The 19,194-nt window shown below is 64.3% G+C and carries 17 protein-coding genes; 10 read left to right on the top strand and 7 right to left on the bottom strand.

The annotated features are described in order from the left end of the window. Positions 1 to 8: 8 nt before the first annotated feature. Positions 9 to 824: an alpha/beta fold hydrolase gene (locus N2605_RS23855; protein ID WP_260347476.1), complete on the bottom strand. Its 816-nt coding sequence runs from the start codon at positions 822 to 824 to the stop codon at positions 9 to 11. 192 nt (positions 825 to 1,016) lie between these two features. On the opposite strand from N2605_RS23855, the gene N2605_RS23850 reads away from it, so the two are divergent. The 3 genes from N2605_RS23850 (at position 1,017) to N2605_RS23840 (ending at position 4,213) form a co-directional block, all read left to right on the top strand. Next, entirely contained in the window at positions 1,017 to 1,778 is a 762-nt protein-coding gene (locus tag N2605_RS23850; protein ID WP_036028951.1) for an SDR family NAD(P)-dependent oxidoreductase, read from the top strand. 41 nt (positions 1,779 to 1,819) lie between these two features. After that, positions 1,820 to 2,656 carry an enoyl-CoA hydratase family protein gene (locus tag N2605_RS23845; RefSeq protein ID WP_036028952.1) on the top strand — a complete coding sequence of 279 codons (837 nt, stop codon included), beginning with the start codon at positions 1,820 to 1,822 and terminating at the stop codon, positions 2,654 to 2,656. Between the two features lie 306 nt (positions 2,657 to 2,962). Further along, entirely contained in the window at positions 2,963 to 4,213 is a 1,251-nt protein-coding gene (locus N2605_RS23840) for a flavin-dependent oxidoreductase (RefSeq protein WP_036007562.1), read from the top strand. Positions 4,214 to 4,322: 109 nt separating this feature from the next. On the opposite strand, the gene N2605_RS23835 is transcribed toward N2605_RS23840, so the two are convergent. Together N2605_RS23835 and N2605_RS23830 are read right to left on the bottom strand one after the other, a co-directional pair. Further along, positions 4,323 to 4,778: a cupin domain-containing protein gene (locus N2605_RS23835; protein WP_036007559.1), complete on the bottom strand. Its 456-nt coding sequence runs from the start codon at positions 4,776 to 4,778 to the stop codon at positions 4,323 to 4,325. Positions 4,779 to 4,808: 30 nt separating this feature from the next. Further along, positions 4,809 to 5,984 carry an ABC transporter substrate-binding protein gene (locus N2605_RS23830; RefSeq protein ID WP_260343336.1) on the bottom strand — a complete coding sequence of 392 codons (1,176 nt, stop codon included), beginning with the start codon at positions 5,982 to 5,984 and terminating at the stop codon, positions 4,809 to 4,811. Positions 5,985 to 6,262: 278 nt separating this feature from the next. Here N2605_RS23830 and N2605_RS23825 point away from each other — a divergent pair, with 278 nt between their 5' ends. The 3 genes from N2605_RS23825 (at position 6,263) to N2605_RS23815 (ending at position 9,070) form a co-directional block, all read left to right on the top strand. Then, positions 6,263 to 6,754 carry a MarR family winged helix-turn-helix transcriptional regulator gene (locus N2605_RS23825; RefSeq protein ID WP_036007554.1) on the top strand — a complete coding sequence of 164 codons (492 nt, stop codon included), beginning with the start codon at positions 6,263 to 6,265 and terminating at the stop codon, positions 6,752 to 6,754. Positions 6,755 to 6,898: 144 nt separating this feature from the next. Next, positions 6,899 to 8,590, top strand: a complete 1,692-nt coding sequence (locus tag N2605_RS23820) for a benzoate-CoA ligase family protein (protein ID WP_260343335.1) — start codon at positions 6,899 to 6,901, stop codon at positions 8,588 to 8,590. 21 nt (positions 8,591 to 8,611) lie between these two features. Continuing rightward, on the top strand, positions 8,612 to 9,070 hold the full coding sequence (locus tag N2605_RS23815; protein WP_425248861.1) for a RidA family protein: 459 nt from the start codon (positions 8,612 to 8,614) through the stop codon (positions 9,068 to 9,070). 12 nt (positions 9,071 to 9,082) lie between these two features. Here the strand turns inward: N2605_RS23815 and N2605_RS23810 are convergent, their stop codons facing one another. Continuing rightward, a complete protein-coding gene (locus tag N2605_RS23810) occupies positions 9,083 to 9,811 on the bottom strand; it encodes a CBS domain-containing protein (protein ID WP_260343333.1) in 729 nt (242 codons plus the stop codon). On the opposite strand from N2605_RS23810, the gene N2605_RS23805 reads away from it, so the two are divergent. Together N2605_RS23805 and N2605_RS23800 are read left to right on the top strand one after the other, a co-directional pair. Beyond that, a complete protein-coding gene (locus tag N2605_RS23805) occupies positions 9,810 to 9,989 on the top strand; it encodes a hypothetical protein (RefSeq protein ID WP_260343332.1) in 180 nt (59 codons plus the stop codon). The genes N2605_RS23810 and N2605_RS23805 overlap by 2 nt on opposite strands. Before the next feature lie 27 nt (positions 9,990 to 10,016). Further along, entirely contained in the window at positions 10,017 to 11,843 is a 1,827-nt protein-coding gene (locus N2605_RS23800) for a PHA/PHB synthase family protein (RefSeq protein WP_260343331.1), read from the top strand. On the opposite strand, the gene N2605_RS23795 is transcribed toward N2605_RS23800, so the two are convergent. The 3 genes from N2605_RS23795 to N2605_RS23785 are packed head-to-tail and all read right to left on the bottom strand — an operon-like array spanning position 11,840 to position 15,383. Next, positions 11,840 to 12,826, bottom strand: coding sequence for a CHAD domain-containing protein (locus N2605_RS23795; protein ID WP_260343330.1), 987 nt, complete (start codon positions 12,824 to 12,826; stop codon positions 11,840 to 11,842). The two genes, N2605_RS23800 and N2605_RS23795, sit on opposite strands and share 4 nt — an antisense overlap. Next, positions 12,826 to 14,376 carry a bifunctional aminoglycoside phosphotransferase/ATP-binding protein gene (locus tag N2605_RS23790; protein ID WP_260347475.1) on the bottom strand — a complete coding sequence of 517 codons (1,551 nt, stop codon included), beginning with the start codon at positions 14,374 to 14,376 and terminating at the stop codon, positions 12,826 to 12,828. Before N2605_RS23790 ends, N2605_RS23795 begins: the two co-directional genes overlap by 1 nt. Before the next feature lie 23 nt (positions 14,377 to 14,399). Next, on the bottom strand, positions 14,400 to 15,383 hold the full coding sequence (locus N2605_RS23785) for a zinc-dependent alcohol dehydrogenase family protein (RefSeq protein WP_225130390.1): 984 nt from the start codon (positions 15,381 to 15,383) through the stop codon (positions 14,400 to 14,402). A 178-nt stretch (positions 15,384 to 15,561) separates the two neighbouring features. Here N2605_RS23785 and N2605_RS23780 point away from each other — a divergent pair, with 178 nt between their 5' ends. After that, a complete protein-coding gene (locus tag N2605_RS23780; RefSeq protein ID WP_260343329.1) occupies positions 15,562 to 16,395 on the top strand; it encodes a universal stress protein in 834 nt (277 codons plus the stop codon). 65 nt (positions 16,396 to 16,460) lie between these two features. Further along, positions 16,461 to 19,154 carry a bifunctional acetate--CoA ligase family protein/GNAT family N-acetyltransferase gene (locus tag N2605_RS23775; protein WP_260343328.1) on the top strand — a complete coding sequence of 898 codons (2,694 nt, stop codon included), beginning with the start codon at positions 16,461 to 16,463 and terminating at the stop codon, positions 19,152 to 19,154. Positions 19,155 to 19,194 lie beyond the last annotated feature (40 nt).

Genomic DNA, 19,194 nt, shown 5'->3' with positions numbered 1-19,194 from the left:
CAGTTACCTTAGGCTTTGGTCGCGAGCGAGTTCAGGAACCGGCCGAGAGCATCGTCGAAGGCCTCGGGGCGTTCGAGATTGGCGAGATGGCCGACGCCAGGCAGCTCGACATATTCGGCCCCCGGGATATAGGTCGCCGTCTTTGCCATCATCGGCGCGGGCGCGTTGTTGTCCTTTGAGCCGGACAGCAACAGCGTGGGAACGGAGATATTTCCGAGCGTGCTGCGTTGATCGAAGCCGATGAGAGCCAGCATCATGGCGCGATAGCTCGCTTCGGGCACGCTCCCCATGCATTCGCGGGCAACCTCCATCCCGTTCGGATCGGGATCGTCGCCGACGAGCTCCTTCACCAGGGAGGGGGCCAGCGACTTCATCGTCTCCCCGCGATCAAGCGGTCCCAGTCGCGCTGCGATGAATGATTTCTGCCAGTCGCCGTCCGCCTTTCCGAACGCAGGGCTGGTCTGCGCCAGCACGACTGCGCGTGCCAGCTTGGGGGATTGAACCAGCCACTTCTGAACGATCATGCCGCCGATGGAATGGCCGACCAGAACAGGTCTGCTGACGCCAAGTTGCGCGATGAACTGCTGGAGCGCCTCCGCCAGGGCAGCGATACTGACGCTCGCAAGCGGCGCCGATCCTCCATAACCGGGCATGTCCCATGCGATCGCGCGGAAGCGGTCGCCAAATGTCGTAAGCTGCCGCCGCCAGGCCCGCGCCGCGCCGCCGATGCCGTGCAGGAAGATCAGCGGTATCGCGTCCGGATCGCCCGCGGCTTCGTAGGCGAAGCGTCCGTCCTTTGTTATCATTGGCACAGGCTGCGACACGCGACATCCTTCTGCTGGCCCCTCGATGCTAACAGGCCTTTCGAGGATGGAAAGCGATAATTTTATACTTAAAGCAATTTTCGGGCCGTCGCTCATGCCGCATCATTTGCCGACCAAGCGCCGCTTTCGTTGCAAAAACTTGAAGGTTAAAATATATCGAACACTGGTCACGATATCCGAGGGAGCCAGCGCATGTCCGGATTGCCGCATTCCCCGCACGCGCTGGTCACCGGTGGCGGGCGCGGCATCGGCCGCGCGATCGCGTCCGCTCTCGTCGGCGCCGGTGCGACCGTGACCGTGCTTGGCCGGAACGCGGCGGTTCTCGACGAGGCGGTCAATGCAGGCGCCGCGCACTTTACGGCTGTCGCTGATGTCTCGGACGAAGCGTCTCTGAAAGCCGCGATCGCCGGGGCAAGTGCGCGCAAGCCGATCGACATCCTGATTGCCAATGCGGGCAGCGCTGAATCGGCGCCGTTCGCGAAATCGGACAGTGCGCTCTTCAGCCGGATGATGGATGTCAATTTCATGGGCGTCGTGCATGCCGTCCAGGCCGTGCTGCCGGGCATGAAGGATCGTCCCTACGGGCGCATCGTCGCGGTAGCGTCCACCGCAGGCCTCAAGGGCTACGCCTATGTCAGCGCGTATGCAGCGGCCAAACACGCCGTGATCGGCCTCGTGCGTTCCCTTGCCCTCGAGATGGCTGGAAGCAACGTCACCGTGAATGCGGTGTGTCCCGGCTTCACCGACACCGATCTCGTTGCCGGCAGCATCGACAACATCATGAAGAAGACCGGCCGAACGCGGGAGCAGGCGATCGCCGAGCTTGCGAAGCACAATCCGCAAGGGCGCCTGGTCACGCCCCAGGAGGTCGCAGACGCGGTTCTCTGGCTGTGCGGCGAGGGCGCGAGCGCGATCACCGGACAGGCGATCGCAGTGGCCGGTGGCGAAGTCTAGCCTGCCTGGCAGGCGCGGAAAAAGAAAGCCAAGGAGATCCCATGAGCAGACCAGCCAATCCCGTTACCGTGCCGCTTGCGGATTACTCACCGCAGCATTTCCTGCTCGCCGCGGTCGACGGCGTTGCGACGGTCACGCTCAACCGTCCCGAACGAAAGAATCCGCTGACGTTCGAGAGCTATCGGGAACTGACCGACTTCTTCCGCGCCTGCGCCTTCGACGACGCGGTCAAGTCCATCGTCGTGACGGGTGCCGGCGGCAATTTCTCGTCCGGCGGCGACGTGTTCGAGATCATCGGCCCGCTGGTGAAGATGGACACCAAGGGTCTGACCGCCTTCACGCGCATGACCGGCGACCTCGTCAAGGCGATGCGGGCCTGTCCGCAGCCGATCGTAGCCGCGGTCGAAGGTATCTGTGCCGGGGCCGGAGCGATCATCGCGATGGCGTCTGATATGCGCCTTGCGGCGAGCGGGGCCAAGGTGGCGTTCCTGTTCAACAAGGTGGGGCTGGCTGGTTGCGACATGGGTGCTTGCGCCATCCTGCCGCGGATCATCGGGCAGTCCCGCGCCTCCGAGCTGCTCTACACCGGCCGGTTCATGACGGCGGAAGAGGGCGAGCGCTGGGGCTTCTTCAGCCGTATCGTCACCCCGGAGCAGGTGCTGCCCCAGGCGCAGGTTCTGGCCAAGCAGGTCGCGGAAGGCCCGACCTTCGCCAACACCATGACCAAGCGGATGCTGGCTATGGAATGGGCGATGTCCGTCGAGGAGGCGATCGAGGCAGAGGCCGTGGCTCAAGCCCTGTGCATGACAACGGCGGATTTCGAGCGCGCCTTCGAGGCTTTCGCCAGCAAGGTCAAACCGGTCTTCAGGGGCGACTGAGCCGGTCGTAATTATCTGCAGCCAATCCAGCGAGGGGGACTTGCGGGGGATTATTTTAGGTTTAAAATAATTTCATTGCCGCCTGCGTGAGATGAAGCTCGCCAATCGCGCGATGATGTCGCCGATGCGCATGTATTCGGGTTCCGCGACAGCGTGCGCGACCGGCAGGATCTCCAGGAGCTGAGAATTAAGGCTAAGCCCAAGACCCGAGCCGAGCTCAAGACGGAGGCGACAAAGCCGCTTGCGGCGGAGTGACCGCCCGTGCGACGTTAACCCATTGCCTGCGGTTCGAGTGGAGTTAGGGCGATGAAGGCGATTATCGTCGGTGGCGGTATCGGTGGTCTCACGACGGCTTTGATGTTCCGCTCGCGCGGCCTGGATTGCGAGATCTTCGAGCAGGCCGACACCATTCGCGAGCTCGGCGTCGGCATCAACACGCTGCCGCACGCGATGCGGGAGTTGGCCGGCCTCGGCCTGCTGCAGAAGCTCGACGAGGTCGCCATCCGCACCGATCAGCTCTATTATCTCAACCGCCATGGCCAGGAGGTCTGGCGCGAAGCTCGCGGCATCGACGCCGGCCACGACGTGCCGCAATTCTCGATCCATCGCGGCCGCCTTCAGGGCGTTATCCATCGCGCCGTTGAGGAGCGGTTGGGCCGCGAGGCGATCCACACCGGCTGCCGGCTCGGCGCCTTCACGCAGGACGAGGGCGGCGTCACTGCTTACTTCTTCGATCGCGCCGGCACCCATGTCCACACCGCGCGCGGCGATATCCTGATCGGCGCCGACGGCATTCACTCTCGCGTCCGCGAGACGCTGTTTCCGAACGAAGGGCCGCCGTGCTGGAACGGCCTCATGCTGTGGCGCGGTGCGCGCGACTGGCCGCTGTTTCTCACCGGAAAATCGATGATCGTGGCCGGCGGTCTCAATGCCAAGGTGGTGATCTATCCGATCGCGGAAGGATCGAGCCCGGCGAGCCGCCTGACCAATTGGGCGGTGCTGGTGAAGGTGGGCGAGGGCAACGCGCCGCCGCCGCGGAAGGAAGACTGGTCGCGGCCGGGCCGCCGCGAGGAGCTGATGCCGCACGTGGCACGCTTCTCGGTGCCCTATATCGACGTGAAGAGCCTGATCTCGGCAACGCCCGAATTCTACGAATATCCGACCTGCGACCGCGATCCCTTGCCCTATTGGTCATCGGGTCGGGTCACGCTGCTCGGCGACGCTGCGCATCCCATGTATCCGGTGGGGTCGAACGGCGCCTCGCAGGCCATTCTCGACGCGCGCTGTCTTGCGGATGTGCTGGTGCGCGCCGAACACCCGCGTCAGGCCTTGCTCGAATACGAGAAGAAGCGTCTGCCGATGACGGCCGAGATCGTCCGCTCCAACCGGCGCGGCGGGCCGGAGGGCGTCATCGACGCCGTCGAGCAGCTCGCGCCCGACGGTTTCGACAATGTCGACAACGTTCTGAGCTATTCCCAGCGCGAGGCCATCGTGCGCGGCTATGCCACCAAGGCAGGTTTCGCCGCGGTGCCCGGACTCGCGGCGGTGCGCGCCTGAAGCGCGCCTAAAGCGTGATGCGATTGGGACGAATCGTCATCGCGCTTTAGGGTTCTTGTTTGAGCATGATCTTTTCGGAAAACCGCTACGCACTTTTCCGGATCATGCTCTAGCCGCCGGGCGGCGGCGGCAGGAAGTGGATGTTGAACTCGGCAGCCATCGCCACGACGTCCTCCGGCTTCTGCTCCTTCATGTTGTGAAGGCCCCAGAACAGGTCGAACAGCTTGCGGCTCGGCGAGACCCAGAACAGCACCTTGGCGGTCTGCTCCGACTTGTTGAAGATGCCGTGCGGCACGCCCATGCCGAGGCGGATCAGGTCGCCTGCACTTGCCTGCGCCTCCGAATTGCCCAGCATGAAATCGAGCTTGCCCTCCAGCATGTAGAGATACTCATCCTGGTCGGGGTGAATGTGCGGCGGCACGAAGGTGCCCGGCGGCAGCGTCGCGTGCCAGGAGAAGCTGTTCTCGGCGTAGCTCTTCGGCACGTAGGTCTGGCCAAGGATGTTCCAGGAAATACCCTGAATTCCCTCATTGGCCCGCGTGATGCCGGTGATTTCGCTCTTCATTGCAGTCCTCCCGTAACGCAATACACGGCCTTAGTTCGCCGCCTTGCAGTCCTTGGCATAGCGGTCGCCATAATTCTCGAACACCTTCTGCACGATCTCAGTCTGGAACTTGCCGTCCGGACGCTTGGAGACCTTGGTCAGGTAGAAATCCTGGATCGGATAATTGTTGTTGTTGAACTTGAAGGCCCCGCGCAGCGAGGTGAAGTCGGCCTTCTTCAACGCGGCGCCAACGGCCTCCTTGTTGGAGAGATTGCCCTTCACGGCCTTCACTGCGCTGTCGATCAGCATCGCGGCATCATAGGCCTGGAAGGCGTAGGTGCCGGGAACGCTGTTGTAGGCGGCCTCATAGGCGGCAACGAACTTCTTGTTCTGGGGATTGTCGAGATTGGGCGCCCAGTTCGCGCCACCGAACATGCCCACCGCCGCATCCTGCTGTGCCGGCAGGGTCGATTCATCGACCGTGAAGGCCGAGAGCACCGGAATAGTATCGGCGAGCCCGGCCTGCCGGTACTGCTTGACGAGATTGACGCCGAGGCCGCCCGGCATGAATGTGAACAGTGCATCGGGCTTCTGCGAGGAAATCTTGGAGAGCTCCGGCTGGAAATCCAACGTGTTCAGCGGCATGTAGGACTCTTCGACGATCTCGCCCTTGTAGTCCAGCTTGAAGCCCGCCACCGAATCCTTGCCAGCCTGATAGTTCGGCACCATCAGGTACATCCGCTTGTAGCCGCGGTCCTGCGCGACCTTGCCGAGGATCTCGTGCACCTGATCGTTCTGATACGAGGTCACATAGAAGAACGGGTTGCAATCCTTGCCGGCGAAGGTCGACGGACCGGCATTGGGGCTGATCAGGAAGGTTTTCGACTCCGTGATGGGCCGGTGGATGGCCTGCAGGATGTTAGAGAAGATCGGCCCGACCACGAAGTCGACCTTCTCACGTTCCAGAAGGCCCTTCACCTTGGTCACCGCAGCATCCGGCTTCAGCTCATCGTCGACGACGACGACCTCGACATCGCGGCCACCCATCTTGCTGCCGAGATCCTTCACGGCGAGCGCGAAGCCGTCGCGAACCTGCTGGCCCAGCGCTGCGGCGGGCCCCGATAGGGTCACGATCACACCCAGCTTGATTTTTTCCTGGGCGAGGGCAGGGGTCACCACGGTGCCGAGTAGCATCGCAGCTGCGGCCAAGGTTATTTTCGTCTTCATGATCTGTCCCTCGTGACGATTGGCTTGCGCTGCAAGCCACGTACTCCAATCCAAAGCTTATGCCGATGACGGCGGTCCCGGCAAGCCGAGCGCGGGGCGTCGCATCCTGCGAGCAGCGATGCATGCAAGCTGCGCGCCAATTATTTGAAGCCTAAAGAAACTGGCGTGCGGTCGATTGTTGCAGCTTTGGACTTGCGGCCGACGCGGATTTATTTGAAGCTCAAAACGTTGGGGATTCCGTGCCCGCGCCATGGCCGGCCGTGAGTGACTGCATCGACATGCTCGATTCCGAGACCAAGGTTGTCGAAACACCGGAGGACCACGCCGAAGAGCTTCGGCTGTGGCTGCGGCTCTTGACGTGCACGACGCTGATCGAGGGCGAGGTGCGCGGCCGGCTGCGGCAGCGGTTCGACGTCACGTTGCCGCGTTTCGACCTGATGGCACAGCTCGACAAGGCGCCTGACGGCATGACCCTGTCAGATGTCTCCAAGCGCATGATGGTCTCGAACGGCAATGTGACCGGGCTCGTGGAGCGCCTGGTGGAATCAGGCCATCTCGACCGGCGGACCTCAGACACCGATCGCCGCGTCCAGGTGATCCGGCTGACCAAGCTCGGGCGTGCCGAGTTCCGCAGGATGGCCGCCGAGCACGAGACCTGGATCGCCGATCTGTTCGCCGATCTCTCCCCGAAGGATGTGCGCGAATTGATGCGCCTCCTCGCCAAGACCAAGGCGTCCGCGCAGAAATCGGCCGCCCGCCGCCGGCCGTAGCCTGCGGGCGCGACAGCCCGACACCCTTTGCCGCATGAAAAAGCACGGGATGCCCAAAATCCCCTATTGCGCCGAATTGTTTTAAGCCTAAAATGTTTTCCAGATCGTGCTGCCGGGTGCAATCCATGCTGAAAGGAGCGTGCGATGGCCAACGCCGCCAAGATTCAAGGGACGGGCTCGTCTGACGGCAGCGCCGCGACGGCCCATGTCGATACGTTCGCGCGGCAACATCTGCCGCCGCGCGAGCTCTGGCCCGAATTCATCTTCACGCGGCCGGAGCTGAACTATCCGCCGCGACTGAACTGCGTCAGCTATTTCCTCGATCGCTGGGTCGAGCAGGGCCATGGCGATGCCCCTTGCGTCATCAGCCCGGCCGTCAGCTACACCTATCGCGAGCTGCAGGCGCTGGTGAACCGCATCGCCAATGTGCTGGTTGGCAAGCTCGGTCTCGTCAGCGGCGGGCGTGTGCTGCTGCGCTCGGCCAACAATCCGATGATGGTTGCGACCTATCTCGCGGTGATCAAGGCCGGTGGAATCTGCGTGGCGACGATGCCGCTGCTGCGCGCCAAGGAGCTGTCCTATCCGATCCAGAAGGCGGAGATCACGCTGGCGCTGTGCGACGGAAAGCTCGCCGAGGAGATGGAGAAGGCGAAAGCTGCTGCGCCCGGTCTCGAGCGGGTCGTCTATTGGGGCAATGGCGCGGCGGATTCGCTGGAAGCGTTGATCGCCGATGTCAGCCCGGAGTTCGAGGCGCTCGATACCGCCGCCGACGACATCTGCCTGATCGCCTTCACCTCGGGCACGACCGGCGATCCCAAGGGCACCATGCATTTCCATCGCGACATGCTCGCGGTCTGTGACGGCTATGCGCGCAACATTCTGCGCGCCGAGCAAAACGATCGCTTTATCGGCTCGGCGCCGCTCGCCTTCACCTTCGGCTTCGGCGGCGTGCTGTTTCCGATGCATATCGGCGCCTCCTTCGTTGTGCTGGAGAAGACGACGCCGGACGACATTCTGAATGCGATCGAGCAGTACAAGACCACGGTCTGCTTCACGGCGCCGACCGCATACCGCGCCATGCTTGGCAAGCTCGCAGGCCGCGACATTTCTTCGCTCCGCAAATGCGTCTCCGCGGGCGAGACCCTTCCCAAGCCAACATTCGATGCCTGGCTCAAGGCGACCGGGATCAAGCTGATGGACGGCATCGGCTCGACCGAGATGCTGCACATCTTCATCAGCGCGACCGAGGACGAGATCCGCCCCGGCGCCACCGGCAAGCCCGTGCCGGGCTATGAAGCCAAGATCGTCGATGACGAGGGCCGCGACGTGCCGCCCGGAACGATGGGCTTTCTCGCCGTGCGCGGGCCGACCGGCTGCCGCTATCTGGCCGACGAGCGGCAGCGGAAATACGTCCAGAACGGCTGGAACATCACCGGCGACACCTATTTGATGGATAGCGACGGCTATTTCTGGTACCAGTCGCGCTCCGACGACATGATCGTGTCGGCTGGCTACAACATCGCAGGAACTGACGTCGAAGCGGCACTGCTCACGCATCCGGCGGTCGCCGAGTGCGGTGTGGTCGGTGCGCCCGACGAGGCGCGGGGCATGATCGTCAAAGCCTATGTCGTTGCCGCGCCCGCCGTGACCCCTGACGCTCAGCTGGTGGCCGAGTTGCAAGAGCACGTCAAACGCGAGATCGCGCCGTATAAATATCCGCGCGCCATCGAGTTCGTCGCGCAATTGCCGAAGACCGAGACCGGCAAGCTGAAGCGCTTTGCCCTGCGGCAGCTGGCGCAGGCTGCAGTGACGTCCTCAGGCGTCGCCGCGGAATGAGAGAAGGATAGAGAATTGTCTGTGACGACGCCGAAAAGCCCGCAACTCGCGGTCCTGCCGACCGCAGCCGAGGATGGAACGCGCACCAAGGCGCAGATCCTGCAGCCGTCAGGCTGGCCGCTGCCGAGGGGCTATGCCAACGGCATGGCTGCCGAAGGACGCATCGTCGTCACCGGCGGGGTGATCGGCTGGGACGCCGAGGAGCGTCTCGCCGATGGCTTCGTCGCGCAGGTGCGCCAGACCCTGGACAACATCGCAGCGATCCTGGCCGAGGCCGGTGCCCGGCCCGAGCACCTCGTGCGCCTGACCTGGTACGTCGTCGACATGGACGAGTATCTGGCCAATCTGAAGGAGCTCGGCAGGATCTACCGCGGCGTCTTCGGAACGCACTATCCAGCGATGGCCCTGGTACAGGTCGTCCGCCTCGTCGAGAAGGCGGCGCGCGTCGAGATCGAAGCCACCGCCGTCATTCCGAGCTGAACTCCGCGGCGATCAGCTCGCTTTGGCGAGCTCGTCGTCTTCGGGCGAGTTGAGGTAGACGCCGGATATGGTGTCGACCCAGCAGAGATGATCGTGCACCTTCTTTACGCCCTCGACGTTCTCCGCGGCGACGATCGCGGCTTGTCGAGCGCGCTCTTCGGTGATGACGCCGCTGAGATGAACGATACCGTCGCGCACGATGACGTTCAGCCCGAACGGGCACCAGTCGTTCTTCTCCATGGTGTCGATGACGCGGCTGCGAATGTGGTCGTCGTCCGCGGTCGGATCCGGCACTTCGCGGGCGAGCCCGGCCACGGCCTGTAACAGGTTGGCGCGGGACACGATTCCGACGACCTTGTCGCCGCGCACCACCGGCAGCCGCTTCACGTTGTTCCGCTCCATGAGATCGACGATCTCCGCAAGCGCCATATCCTCGGTGATGGTCACGGGCAGGTCGGTCATCACTTCCGAGACCTTGCGGCCGTGCTCATGGACGAAGTCGCTGGCGGATTTGCCCGGACCGAGGATGAACCGCAGCCAGCGCCCGCGCTTGCGCCCGGTGCCGATCTCGCTGCGGCGGATGAAATCTCCCTCCGACACCACGCCGACCAGCTTGCCGGTAGCGTCGACCACCGTGAGGCCGCTCACATGTCGCTTCAGCATGATATTGGCCGCCTCGACGATGCTGGTGTCGGGGGTGACCGAGATGACCGACCGGGTCATGATCTGGTGGGCGCGCATGGACAAACTCCGCTGGCATGTCAATTTCAATGGACAAAGCCTAGTGAATCCATCGGGGTGCGGTTTGACTCAGGTCAAGCGGAGAAAGCTTGCCTTGATCACCGATTTTGATCCGTGTCGCGATTTGATGCAGCTCAACGCGCACCGGAAGCGTCGCCATATCCTGCCGCAGGCGTAGAACAGAAGTCCGCAGGAACAATGAGCCATGAGCGTCGTGAAGATCTTCCCGCGGGCCGAAGCGCCGCTGCAAGCTCCCGCTATCAGGCCGGCTGCCGGGATTTCCGAAAGGGTCGCAGGCACGCCGGCTGACTGCACTTGCCCGCAAACAACGGATTCGTATCCACTCGATCGCGCGTTTCATGCCATGCTGGCGCGGTTCACGGGCGGAATCTCGCCTGTTGCCTTGTCGCTCGCCTGGCTCGATTGGGGCGCGCATCTTGCGGCGGCGCCTCAGCACCAGATGGAGCTCTTCCGCAATATCTTCCGCGACTCAGGCCGCTTCCTGGAAGCTGCCGCTCACGCGACATCCAAAGAACCATGGTCCGTCATTCGGCCGCAGGCGCGGGATCGCCGCTTCAAGGACCGGCAATGGGAAGCCGCGCCGTTCAATCTGCTTGCGCAGGCGTTTCTGCTCACCGAGCGCTGGTGGCACGATGCCACGACCGGCATACGCGGCGTGTCGCACGCAAATGAGGCCATCGTCGAGTTCTCGATGCGCCAGATGCTCGACATGCTGGCGCCTTCGAATTTCGCCGCCACCAATCCGCAGGTGCTGGAAAAAGCGTTCCAAAGCGGCGGGGAGAACTTCGTGTTCGGCTGGCAGAACTGGTGCAGCGACCTGATGCGCCTGCTCTCCGGCTCGAAGCTGGCCGGCGAGGATCAGTTCGTCGTTGGCAAGACGGTGGCGGCTTCGCCCGGCAAGGTCGTCTACCGCAACAGCCTGATCGAGCTGATCCAGTACCATCCGACGACTGCGCAGGTGCGGCCGGAGCCGATTCTGATCGTGCCGGCCTGGATCATGAAGTACTACATCCTCGATCTGTCGCCGCAGAATTCCCTGGTCAAATACCTGACCGCTCAGGGCTTCACCGTCTTCGCGATCTCCTGGCGCAATCCGGATGCGAACGATCGGGATGTTGCCTTCGACGACTACCGCAAGCTGGGCGTGATGGCCGCGCTGGACATGATCGGGCAGATCGTGCCGGGCCGGAAGATCCATGCGCTCGGCTATTGCCTTGGCGGGACGTTGCTGTCGATAGCCGCGGCGGCCATGGCGCGGGACGGCGATAGCCGTCTCGGCACCGTCACGCTTCTCGCGGCGCAAACCGATTTCACCGAGGCCGGCGAATTAACGCTGTTCATCAACGAGAGCCAGGTTGCCTTTCTCGAAGACATGATGTGGCAGCGCGGCTATCTCGACACGACACAGATGGCGGGCGCGTTCCAGCTCCTGCGCTCCAACGAGCTGATCTGGTCGCGGCTCTCGCGTGATTATCTGATGGGCGACGGCTCGCCACCGAGCGACCTGATGGCCTGGAATGCCGACGCCACGCGGCTACCCTATCGCATGCACTCGGAGTATCTGCGCAAGCTGTTCCTGAACGACGATCTGGCGGAAGGTCGCTATCGGGTCGAATGCCGGAGCGTCTCGCTGTCCGACATTCATACCCCGATGTTCGTGGTCGGCACGCTCGCCGATCACGTGGCGCCCTGGCGATCCGTCTACAAGATCCATTATCAGGTCGATGCCGACGTGACGTTCCTGTTGACCAGCGGCGGTCACAATGCCGGTGTCGTGGCGCCTCCGCAGGAGGAGGGCCACTTCTATCAGGTGCTGACCAAGGCTGCCGATGCGCCTTATGTCGGTGCCGACGAATGGCTGAAGCTGGCGCCGCGCGTCGAGGGCTCATGGTGGCCGGAATGGACCAATTGGCTGGCGGCACGTTCCGGCGCCCCCTGCGATCCGCCGCAGATCGGACTTGGCGACGCCCTCGGCCTGCCGGATGCGCCGGGGGACTACGTCCACACCTAGGCCTCTGGCTCCGATCTCGGCGCGAGATCCGAAGAGCGGAACGGTTTGGCCTTGTCCAATTTGCGATAGGCCGTTGACGCCTTCCGCAACAGCTTCTTCTCGCGTTTGCGGTTGAGGAAGCGACGGCTGGCCTCGATGCCGGCGCCATTCAACGACGCCGCTAGTGCTTGTCCGCGCGCATCGTCGTTCAATTGACCGAGCGACCGTTGTGCCTTGCGCAATTGCTTGAGGATGGACTTTTGCTTCGTCGCCACCCCATCGGCGAACAGATCCGCAAGCGACTCGACCGAGTAGGTCATCCGCTTGTTGAGGAGCCGCAGCTTGTGACGTTTCTCGACATCGAGCTTCTTCAGCTTACGGGCCTTCTTGAGCAGCGTCGTCTCCCACTCGGTCAGCCGCTCCGTCGCATGGTCGGCGAGGGTGCAGCGGCGCAACCGCATCGCTTCCTTGCTGCGGCGGGTCGACCAGGGGCCGCTTTCGATCCACGTCGAGGTTTGCTCGACCAGGCGGCGATACCGCGCCGATTGCAGCGCACGCGCCAGCAGCCGATGGCTCTCCGCGCGTTTTTCGTCCCAGCGCTGAAGCTCGGCGACCACCGCGAGCTCGTCGCTACTCTCTGCGACGATCCGCTCGATGGCCACGTCGAGGTCCCGCACCATGCCGAGCTGACTGTTCAGCCATTTCAGTTCGGCCCAGACTTCCGGTCGCACGTTATCGTCGACCATCGGCGAGAAGAAGCGGATGGCAGTCCGCAGATGCGTCAGTGCGATCCGGATCTGGTGCAGCGCATCCGGATCGCCGCGGCAGGTGCCGTCGTGCTGAGCAATCACCGCGCCGAGGTGTCGGCGGGCGATGATGCGGAAGGCCGTGTCGCAGGCCATGCCGGGGCTGAGGCGGGCGGGCAGGACATTGCGCCGCGTTGCCGGCTTGGCATGCGCATTTGCCGTCGAGCGCGTGGTGGATCGCGACTTCCTTGCCTGCATTAGTCTGATTGCCTTGTTTGCCCCTCAGCGATGACGTTCCGGCAGTTCTGAAGCGTCTGCTCCTGTGTCCCGGATGCATCGATGGTCGCCCAGCCGACATGGCCGATATTATAGTGCTCTTGCAGCGCGGCAACCTCCGGCGTGGCGTCCGATGCGTCTCCCCGGCGGTCGCCGATGCGCGCTTGCCGGGTTGCAAGGTCTGCGACCAGGAACAGCCCGTTCAACGTCACGTTGCACTTGCGCGCCAGCGCCGCGATCGCATCGCGTTCGTCCTCGCGCGCGAATACGCCGTCAACGATCGCCGAATGGCCCTGCGCCAGCACCCGCCGGGCCTGCTGCACCAGCGTGTCATAGACGCGGGCCGTGACCTCCGGCGTATAGGCTGAAGGCGGCAAGCGGTGGGTGTCTTCGACCCCGAACATCTGCTTGCGGACGAGATCGCTGCGCAGCACGACCGCGCCCGGCTCCGGTGCCACGACCGGCGCGAGCGCGTGCGCCAGGGCGGTCTTTCCGGTGCCGGACAGTCCGCCGACCGCAATCAGACGCGGAGCAGGAGGACGGATCAGCGTCCCGGCGAGGTCGAAATAACGCCGTGCCTGGTCGACGATGCCGGGATCGTCGGAGTGCGGCGGTTTCAGTCGCGCCAGCGCCACCTGGGCGCGGATCGCCGCCCGGATGGACATGAACAGCGGCAGGGTCGAGAGCGCATCGAGATTGTCGGCCGGCGTCGCGGCGAGATAGCGGTTCAGCACTATGTTTGCCGCGCTCGGCTGGTGGTGCTGCAACAGGTCCATCAGCGTGAATGCGAGATCGTAGAGCACGTCGACCGTCGCCATCTGCGCGTCAAACTCGATCGCGTCGAACAGCACGGGTCGATCATCGATCATAACGATGTTTGCCAGATGCAGATCGCCATGGCAGCGGCGCACGAAGCCCCGGCGGCTGCGCTCTGCGAGCAGGGGACGAATACGCAGACAGGCCGCATGCGAAGCGTTGGCGAGTTGCTCGATCTCGTCTGCGCTGAAATGGCCGCCGGCCCGCAGACCATTGGTGTTGCCGTCGATCAGGGCCGGGATGGAGGAGACCCATGCTTTTCCGTCGGCGCGTGTCGCCGCCGCGTGCGCCGCCGCGTGCGACGCCGCGATGGCGTCGGCGGCGGCGGAGGCAAGCTTCGCGTCCAGCGGGCCGGCCTCGGCCAGATGATCCAACGTCCTGCTTTCGTCGAAGCGCGACATGTCGACCGCATACTCGATCGGCCGGCCGGCGCCCTCGACCTTCACCGATCCATCCGCCTCTTCCGTGATCGCCACGACACCACGATAGATCTGCGGCGCCAGGGGCCGGTTGATCCGGATCTCCTCCTCGCAGGCCGCCTTGCGCTTCTCGAGCGTCGAATAGTCGAGGAAGGGAAACCGGACGGCGCGCTTGATCTTCAGCGCACGCTTTGCGTCCAGGAACACCGAGGCGGCATGCGTGTCGATGCGCATCACGCCGGGATGGTCGGTCAGCATCCGAAAGATGCGCTCCTGAGCCGCCGTGTCATCCTTCATCGAAGCGGACATGGCAAGCACCATCAGGGCGTCAGCACGGCCGCGCCGAGGATCTGGCCATTCCGCAGCATGGTCAGGACCTCATTGGCGTGATCGAGCGGAAACGCCGTCGTCTCGGTCCGCACGCCGGCTTGCGGCGCGACCTTGAGAAAATCGAGGCCATCCTGCCGGGTCAGGTTGGCGACCGAGACCAGCTGCCGTTCCTGCCACAGCAGATCATACGGAAAGCTTGGAATGTCGCTCATGTGGATGCCGGCGCAGACGACGCGACCACCTTTGCGCACGGCGCGCAACGCCGCCGGGACCAGCTCGCCGGTTGGCGCGTAGATGATCGCGGCGTCGAGCGGCTCGTCGGGCACCTGGTCCGATGACCCCGCCCAGACAGCGCCGAGACGGCGGGCAAGATCTTGTGCAGCGGCATCGCCGGCCCGCGTGAATGCATGGACGGAGCGTCCCTGCCAAGCCGCGACTTGCGCAATGATGTGGCCGGCCGCGCCGAAGCCATAGAGACCGAGCCTCTCGGCGGGGCCGGCCAGGACCAGCGAGCGCCAGCCGATCAACCCCGCGCACAGCAGGGGCGCAATCTCCACGTCGCTGCCGGACTCGCCGAGCGGAAAAGCGTAACGTGCGTCGGCGATGGTGTGGGTCGCGTAGCCGCCGTCGCGCGTGTAGCCGGTGAACAGCGGTGCATCACAGAGGTTTTCCATACCCTCGCGGCAGAAGCGGCATTTTCCGCAGGTGAAGCCGAGCCAGGGAATGCCGACCCGGTCACCAGGCGCATGTGTCGTCACATTCGCGCCGATGAGGTCGACCCGGCCGACGATCTCGTGGCCAGGCACGATCGGATAGCGGATGCCGGGCAGCTCGGCATCGACGAGATGAAGATCGGTCCGGCATACACCGCAGGCGCTGATCTTCACCCGGATCTGACCCTCGCCCGGCATCGGGTCGGGCCGCTCCTCCATCCGGAGCCGCGCTCGTGGGGTCGGCAACACCATCGCACGCATGTCTGTCTCCGGGGCGAACCGCTCCGACTGAAGTATCCATAGAACGGCCGAGTGGCCAGTCCTTGACGTCAGTCAACGCCTGTTTCCCGGGCTGATCGGACGGAGTTTCCCCCGGTCTTGACGCGGATCAAGGGTCTCGACGACAGCCCGCCTATCATGGTGGCTCAGGAGAATTCCGATGCCCATCAAGGATGTGTTTCTGCCCCTTGTCGGCCAGCCGCACGGGCCAGCCCTGGTTGCGATCGAGAAATGCGTTTCTGTCGCCGCCGATCTCGGCGCCAGGATCACCGCGCTCGCGCTCGAGGAAGATGTTTTCGAGCGACCGAAGGTGATGCTGCCTGACGATCGCGAATTCGCGCAGGCCAGCCTCGAGGCGAGCGACATGCAGCAGCTGCTGAATGCATTCACCGATGCGGCTTGCTGCGCCAACGTCCGCGCCCAGGGCCGGTCGGGCAAGGTGCCTGCGGATCAGATCGGAGCGATCCTGGCCGAGCACGCCCGCTTCAGCGACCTCGCGCTGGTTCCCGTGACCCCGCATGACAGTCGAACGGAGACCATCGTGGAGGCGTTGTTGTTCGAATCCGGCCGGCCGCTTCTGCTCTGTCCCGAACATCGCGCCGACGAGCTCAGGCCCGAGTTCGAGAACGTCGTGATTGCCTGGGATCATTCTGCACGGGCCGCGCGTGCGGTCGGCGATGCGTTGCCTGTTCTTCAGGCTGCCAGTTCGGTTCGTGTGCTGACCGTGGCGGAGGACGAGACGGACGCGGTCGTCCGATCCGGAACGGCACTCGTCGACCATTTGCGGGAACACGGCGTCTTTGCCTCGTTCGAAACCACGAAGGGGGGCGGCCGCTCGACCGGCAAAGTATTGGGAAGCTGGGCGAATTCCCATGGCATCGATGCCATCGTGATGGGCGCCTATCATCATTCGCGCCTGAACGAGATCGTGTGGGGCGGTGTGACAAAGACCGTCATTGGCCAGCCACCATGCTGGGTTATGATCTCGCACTAGGCGTCTTCTTCCCAGCCGGATCGTTCAATCATCGGAACCGCCGCGGGCGCGGTGCATTTGTTTTCATGTCGACTTATCGTCTGAACAACCTGCTATCGCCGCGCTCGGTTGCGCTCGTCGGCGCGAGCGCGCGTCCGGCGTCCGTTGGACGCGCGGTCCTGGAAAACATTCGGAAAGCGGGATTCAAGGGGCGGTTTGGCCTTGTCAATCCGCGCCACGCCGAGATCGGCGGCCTCGCCGCGGTGAAGAGCCTGGACAGGCTGGACTTCGTGCCCGAGCTTGTCGTCGTCACCGCGCCCGCGGGCGAGATTCCAGGCATCGTCGAGCAGGCCGGCCGTCGCGGATCTGCGGGTGCGCTGATCGTCTCATCCGGGCTCGGCCAGGGACCGGGATCGCTGCACGAGGCGACCAGCGCTGCCGCACGCAAACACGGCATGCGGCTGATCGGGCCGAACTGCCTCGGCATCATGATGCCCGGCGTCAGCCTGAATGCCAGTTTCGCCGCGCACATGCCGGGGGCCGGCAACCTCGCGCTGATCTCGCAATCGGGAGCCATTGCCGCCGGCATGGTGGATTGGGCCGCGCAGCGCGGCGTCGGCTTCTCCGGCATCGTCTCGATCGGCGATCAGATCGACGTCGACATTGCCGATTTGCTCGACCATTTCGCGATGGATCACAAGACCCGCGCGATCCTGCTCTACATCGAGGCGATCAAGGACGCGCGCAAGTTCATGTCGGCGGCGCGCGCCGCCGCGCGGGTGAAGCCCGTCGTCGTGGTGAAGTCCGGCCGCATGGCGCAGGGTGCGAAGGCCGCTGCCACGCATACCGGGGCGCTCGCCGGTGCCGACGCCGTCTATGACGCGGCGTTCCGCCGCGCGGGCGTGCTGCGGGTGTCCGACCTGCGCGAGCTGTTCGACTGTGCCGAGACACTCGGCCGCGTCGAATCGCCGACCGGAAAGCGTCTCGCCATCCTGACCAACGGTGGTGGCATCGGCGTCCTCGCCGTCGATCGATTGGTCGAGCTCGGCGGTATTCCGGCAACCATCTCGACTGACGCGCGCAGGAAGCTTGATGCGGCGCTGCCGCCGACCTGGTCCGGTGCAAACCCCGTCGACATCGTGGGCGACGCCGACGCTGCGCGTTACGCAGCGGCGCTGGAGGAACTGTTGGCCGATCGCGACAACGACGCAGTCCTCGTCCTCAACGTGCAGACCGCGATCGCATCGGCCGCCGAGATCGCCAAGACCGTGACGGAGCTCGTGGCCAAGTATCGCGAGCAGCACCGGCGATGGGCAAAGCCCGTGCTGGCGGCCTGGGTCGGCGCCGATCAGCACATCATCCAGGCACTCTCCAGCGCCGGCGTGCCGAACTATCCGACCGAGGACGACGCCGTGCGCGGCTTCATGCATCTGGTCCGACACCGCGAAGTGGTGGAGGAGCTGACCCAGGTGCCTCCCGCGATGCCCGATACGTTCGTTCCGGATGCCAGCGGGGCGAGAGAGATCGTCACAGCCGCGATCGCGGATGGCCGCCAGTGGCTCGAACCCGTCGAGATCAAGCACCTGCTCGAAGCCTACGATATCGCGATGGTGCCGACCTATGCGGCAGCAGATGTCGAGCAGGCGGTGACCTATGCAAAGGACATCTTCGCCCAAGGCGGCACCGTCGTGCTGAAGATCATGTCGCGCGACATCACCCACAAATCCGACGTCGGCGGCGTCGTGCTCAATCTGACGTCGCCGGAGGCCGTGCGTGCGGCGGCGACGGACATTCTTGCGCGAGCGCGAAAGCTGCGGCCCGAGGCGCGCATCGGCGGCGTCATCGTCCAGGCCATGGTCGTCAAGGCAAAGGCGCGCGAGCTGATCCTCGGCCTTGCCGACGATCCGACCTTCGGCACGGTGGTGGTTTTCGGCCGCGGCGGCACGGCGGTGGAGATCATCAACGACAAGGCGCTGGCGCTGCCGCCGCTCGACCTGCAACTGGCCCGCGATCTGATCGACCGCACGCGCGTGTCGCGGCTGCTGAAGGCCTATCGGGACGTGCCGGCGGTGAAGCACGACGCCGTCGCCATGGTGCTGGTCAAGCTGGCGCAGATGGCGGCCGACATTCCCGAGATCCGCGAATTCGACATCAACCCGCTCCTGGCCGACGAAACCGGCGTGACCGCGGTGGACGCCCGCGTCGCGGTCGGACCGCCACAGCGGAAGTTCGCCGGCTCCGGCCCGGCCAATTTCGCCGTTCGCGCTTATCCGTCGCAATGGGAGCGACGCCTCAAGCTCAAGGAGGACTGGCGCATCTTCGTGCGGCCCATGCGCCCCGAGGACGAGCCGACCATCCACGAATTCCTGCGTCACGTCACGGCGCACGACCTTCGTCTGCGCTTCTTCGCCCCGATGAAGGAGTTCACCCACGAGTTCATCGCACGCCTGACCCAGCTCGACTATGCGCGCGCGATGGCCTTCATCGCATTTGAGGAGGCCAGCGGCGAAATGGTCGGCGTGGTCCGGCTCCATTCCGACTCGATCTACGAGACCGGCGAATACGCGATCCTGCTGCGGTCCGACCTCAAGGGCAGGGGACTCGGCTGGGCCCTCATGCAGCTGATCATCGACTACGCGCGGTCGGAAGGATTGAAGACCATATCGGGCGACGTGCTGCAGGAGAATACCGTGATGCTCGACATGTGCCGGCAGCTCGGCTTCGAGGTCAAGCCGGACCCGGCCGAGCCTGAAATCTGCGACGTCAGGCTGAAGCTCTGATCGCGTCAGCTAGAGCATGATCCGGAAAAGTGTGTAGCGG

This window comes from Bradyrhizobium yuanmingense (genome assembly GCF_025200905.1).
GTDB lineage: Bacteria > Pseudomonadota > Alphaproteobacteria > Rhizobiales > Xanthobacteraceae > Bradyrhizobium > Bradyrhizobium yuanmingense.
Note: the sequence above shows the minus strand (reverse complement) of the source record. Positions and strands in the feature narration are given on the sequence as shown.

What these genes read in the sequence shown, in the direction of transcription:
- N2605_RS23850 (WP_036028951.1), top strand. Translation starts at nt 1,017, where the DNA reads ATGTCCGGATTGCCGCATTCCCCGCACGCGCTGGTCACCGGTGGCGGG.
- N2605_RS23845 (WP_036028952.1), top strand. Translation starts at nt 1,820, where the DNA reads ATGAGCAGACCAGCCAATCCCGTTACCGTGCCGCTTGCGGATTACTCA.
- N2605_RS23840 (WP_036007562.1), top strand. Translation starts at nt 2,963, where the DNA reads ATGAAGGCGATTATCGTCGGTGGCGGTATCGGTGGTCTCACGACGGCT.
- N2605_RS23835 (WP_036007559.1), bottom strand. Translation starts at nt 4,778, where the DNA reads ATGAAGAGCGAAATCACCGGCATCACGCGGGCCAATGAGGGAATTCAG.
- N2605_RS23830 (WP_260343336.1), bottom strand. Translation starts at nt 5,984, where the DNA reads ATGAAGACGAAAATAACCTTGGCCGCAGCTGCGATGCTACTCGGCACC.
- N2605_RS23825 (WP_036007554.1), top strand. Translation starts at nt 6,263, where the DNA reads ATGCTCGATTCCGAGACCAAGGTTGTCGAAACACCGGAGGACCACGCC.
- N2605_RS23820 (WP_260343335.1), top strand. Translation starts at nt 6,899, where the DNA reads ATGGCCAACGCCGCCAAGATTCAAGGGACGGGCTCGTCTGACGGCAGC.
- N2605_RS23805 (WP_260343332.1), top strand. Translation starts at nt 9,810, where the DNA reads ATGGACAAACTCCGCTGGCATGTCAATTTCAATGGACAAAGCCTAGTG.
- N2605_RS23810 (WP_260343333.1), bottom strand. Translation starts at nt 9,811, where the DNA reads ATGCGCGCCCACCAGATCATGACCCGGTCGGTCATCTCGGTCACCCCC.
- N2605_RS23800 (WP_260343331.1), top strand. Translation starts at nt 10,017, where the DNA reads ATGAGCGTCGTGAAGATCTTCCCGCGGGCCGAAGCGCCGCTGCAAGCT.
- N2605_RS23795 (WP_260343330.1), bottom strand. Translation starts at nt 12,826, where the DNA reads ATGCAGGCAAGGAAGTCGCGATCCACCACGCGCTCGACGGCAAATGCG.
- N2605_RS23790 (WP_260347475.1), bottom strand. Translation starts at nt 14,376, where the DNA reads ATGAAGGATGACACGGCGGCTCAGGAGCGCATCTTTCGGATGCTGACC.
- N2605_RS23785 (WP_225130390.1), bottom strand. Translation starts at nt 15,383, where the DNA reads ATGCGTGCGATGGTGTTGCCGACCCCACGAGCGCGGCTCCGGATGGAG.
- N2605_RS23780 (WP_260343329.1), top strand. Translation starts at nt 15,562, where the DNA reads ATGCCCATCAAGGATGTGTTTCTGCCCCTTGTCGGCCAGCCGCACGGG.
- N2605_RS23775 (WP_260343328.1), top strand. Translation starts at nt 16,461, where the DNA reads ATGTCGACTTATCGTCTGAACAACCTGCTATCGCCGCGCTCGGTTGCG.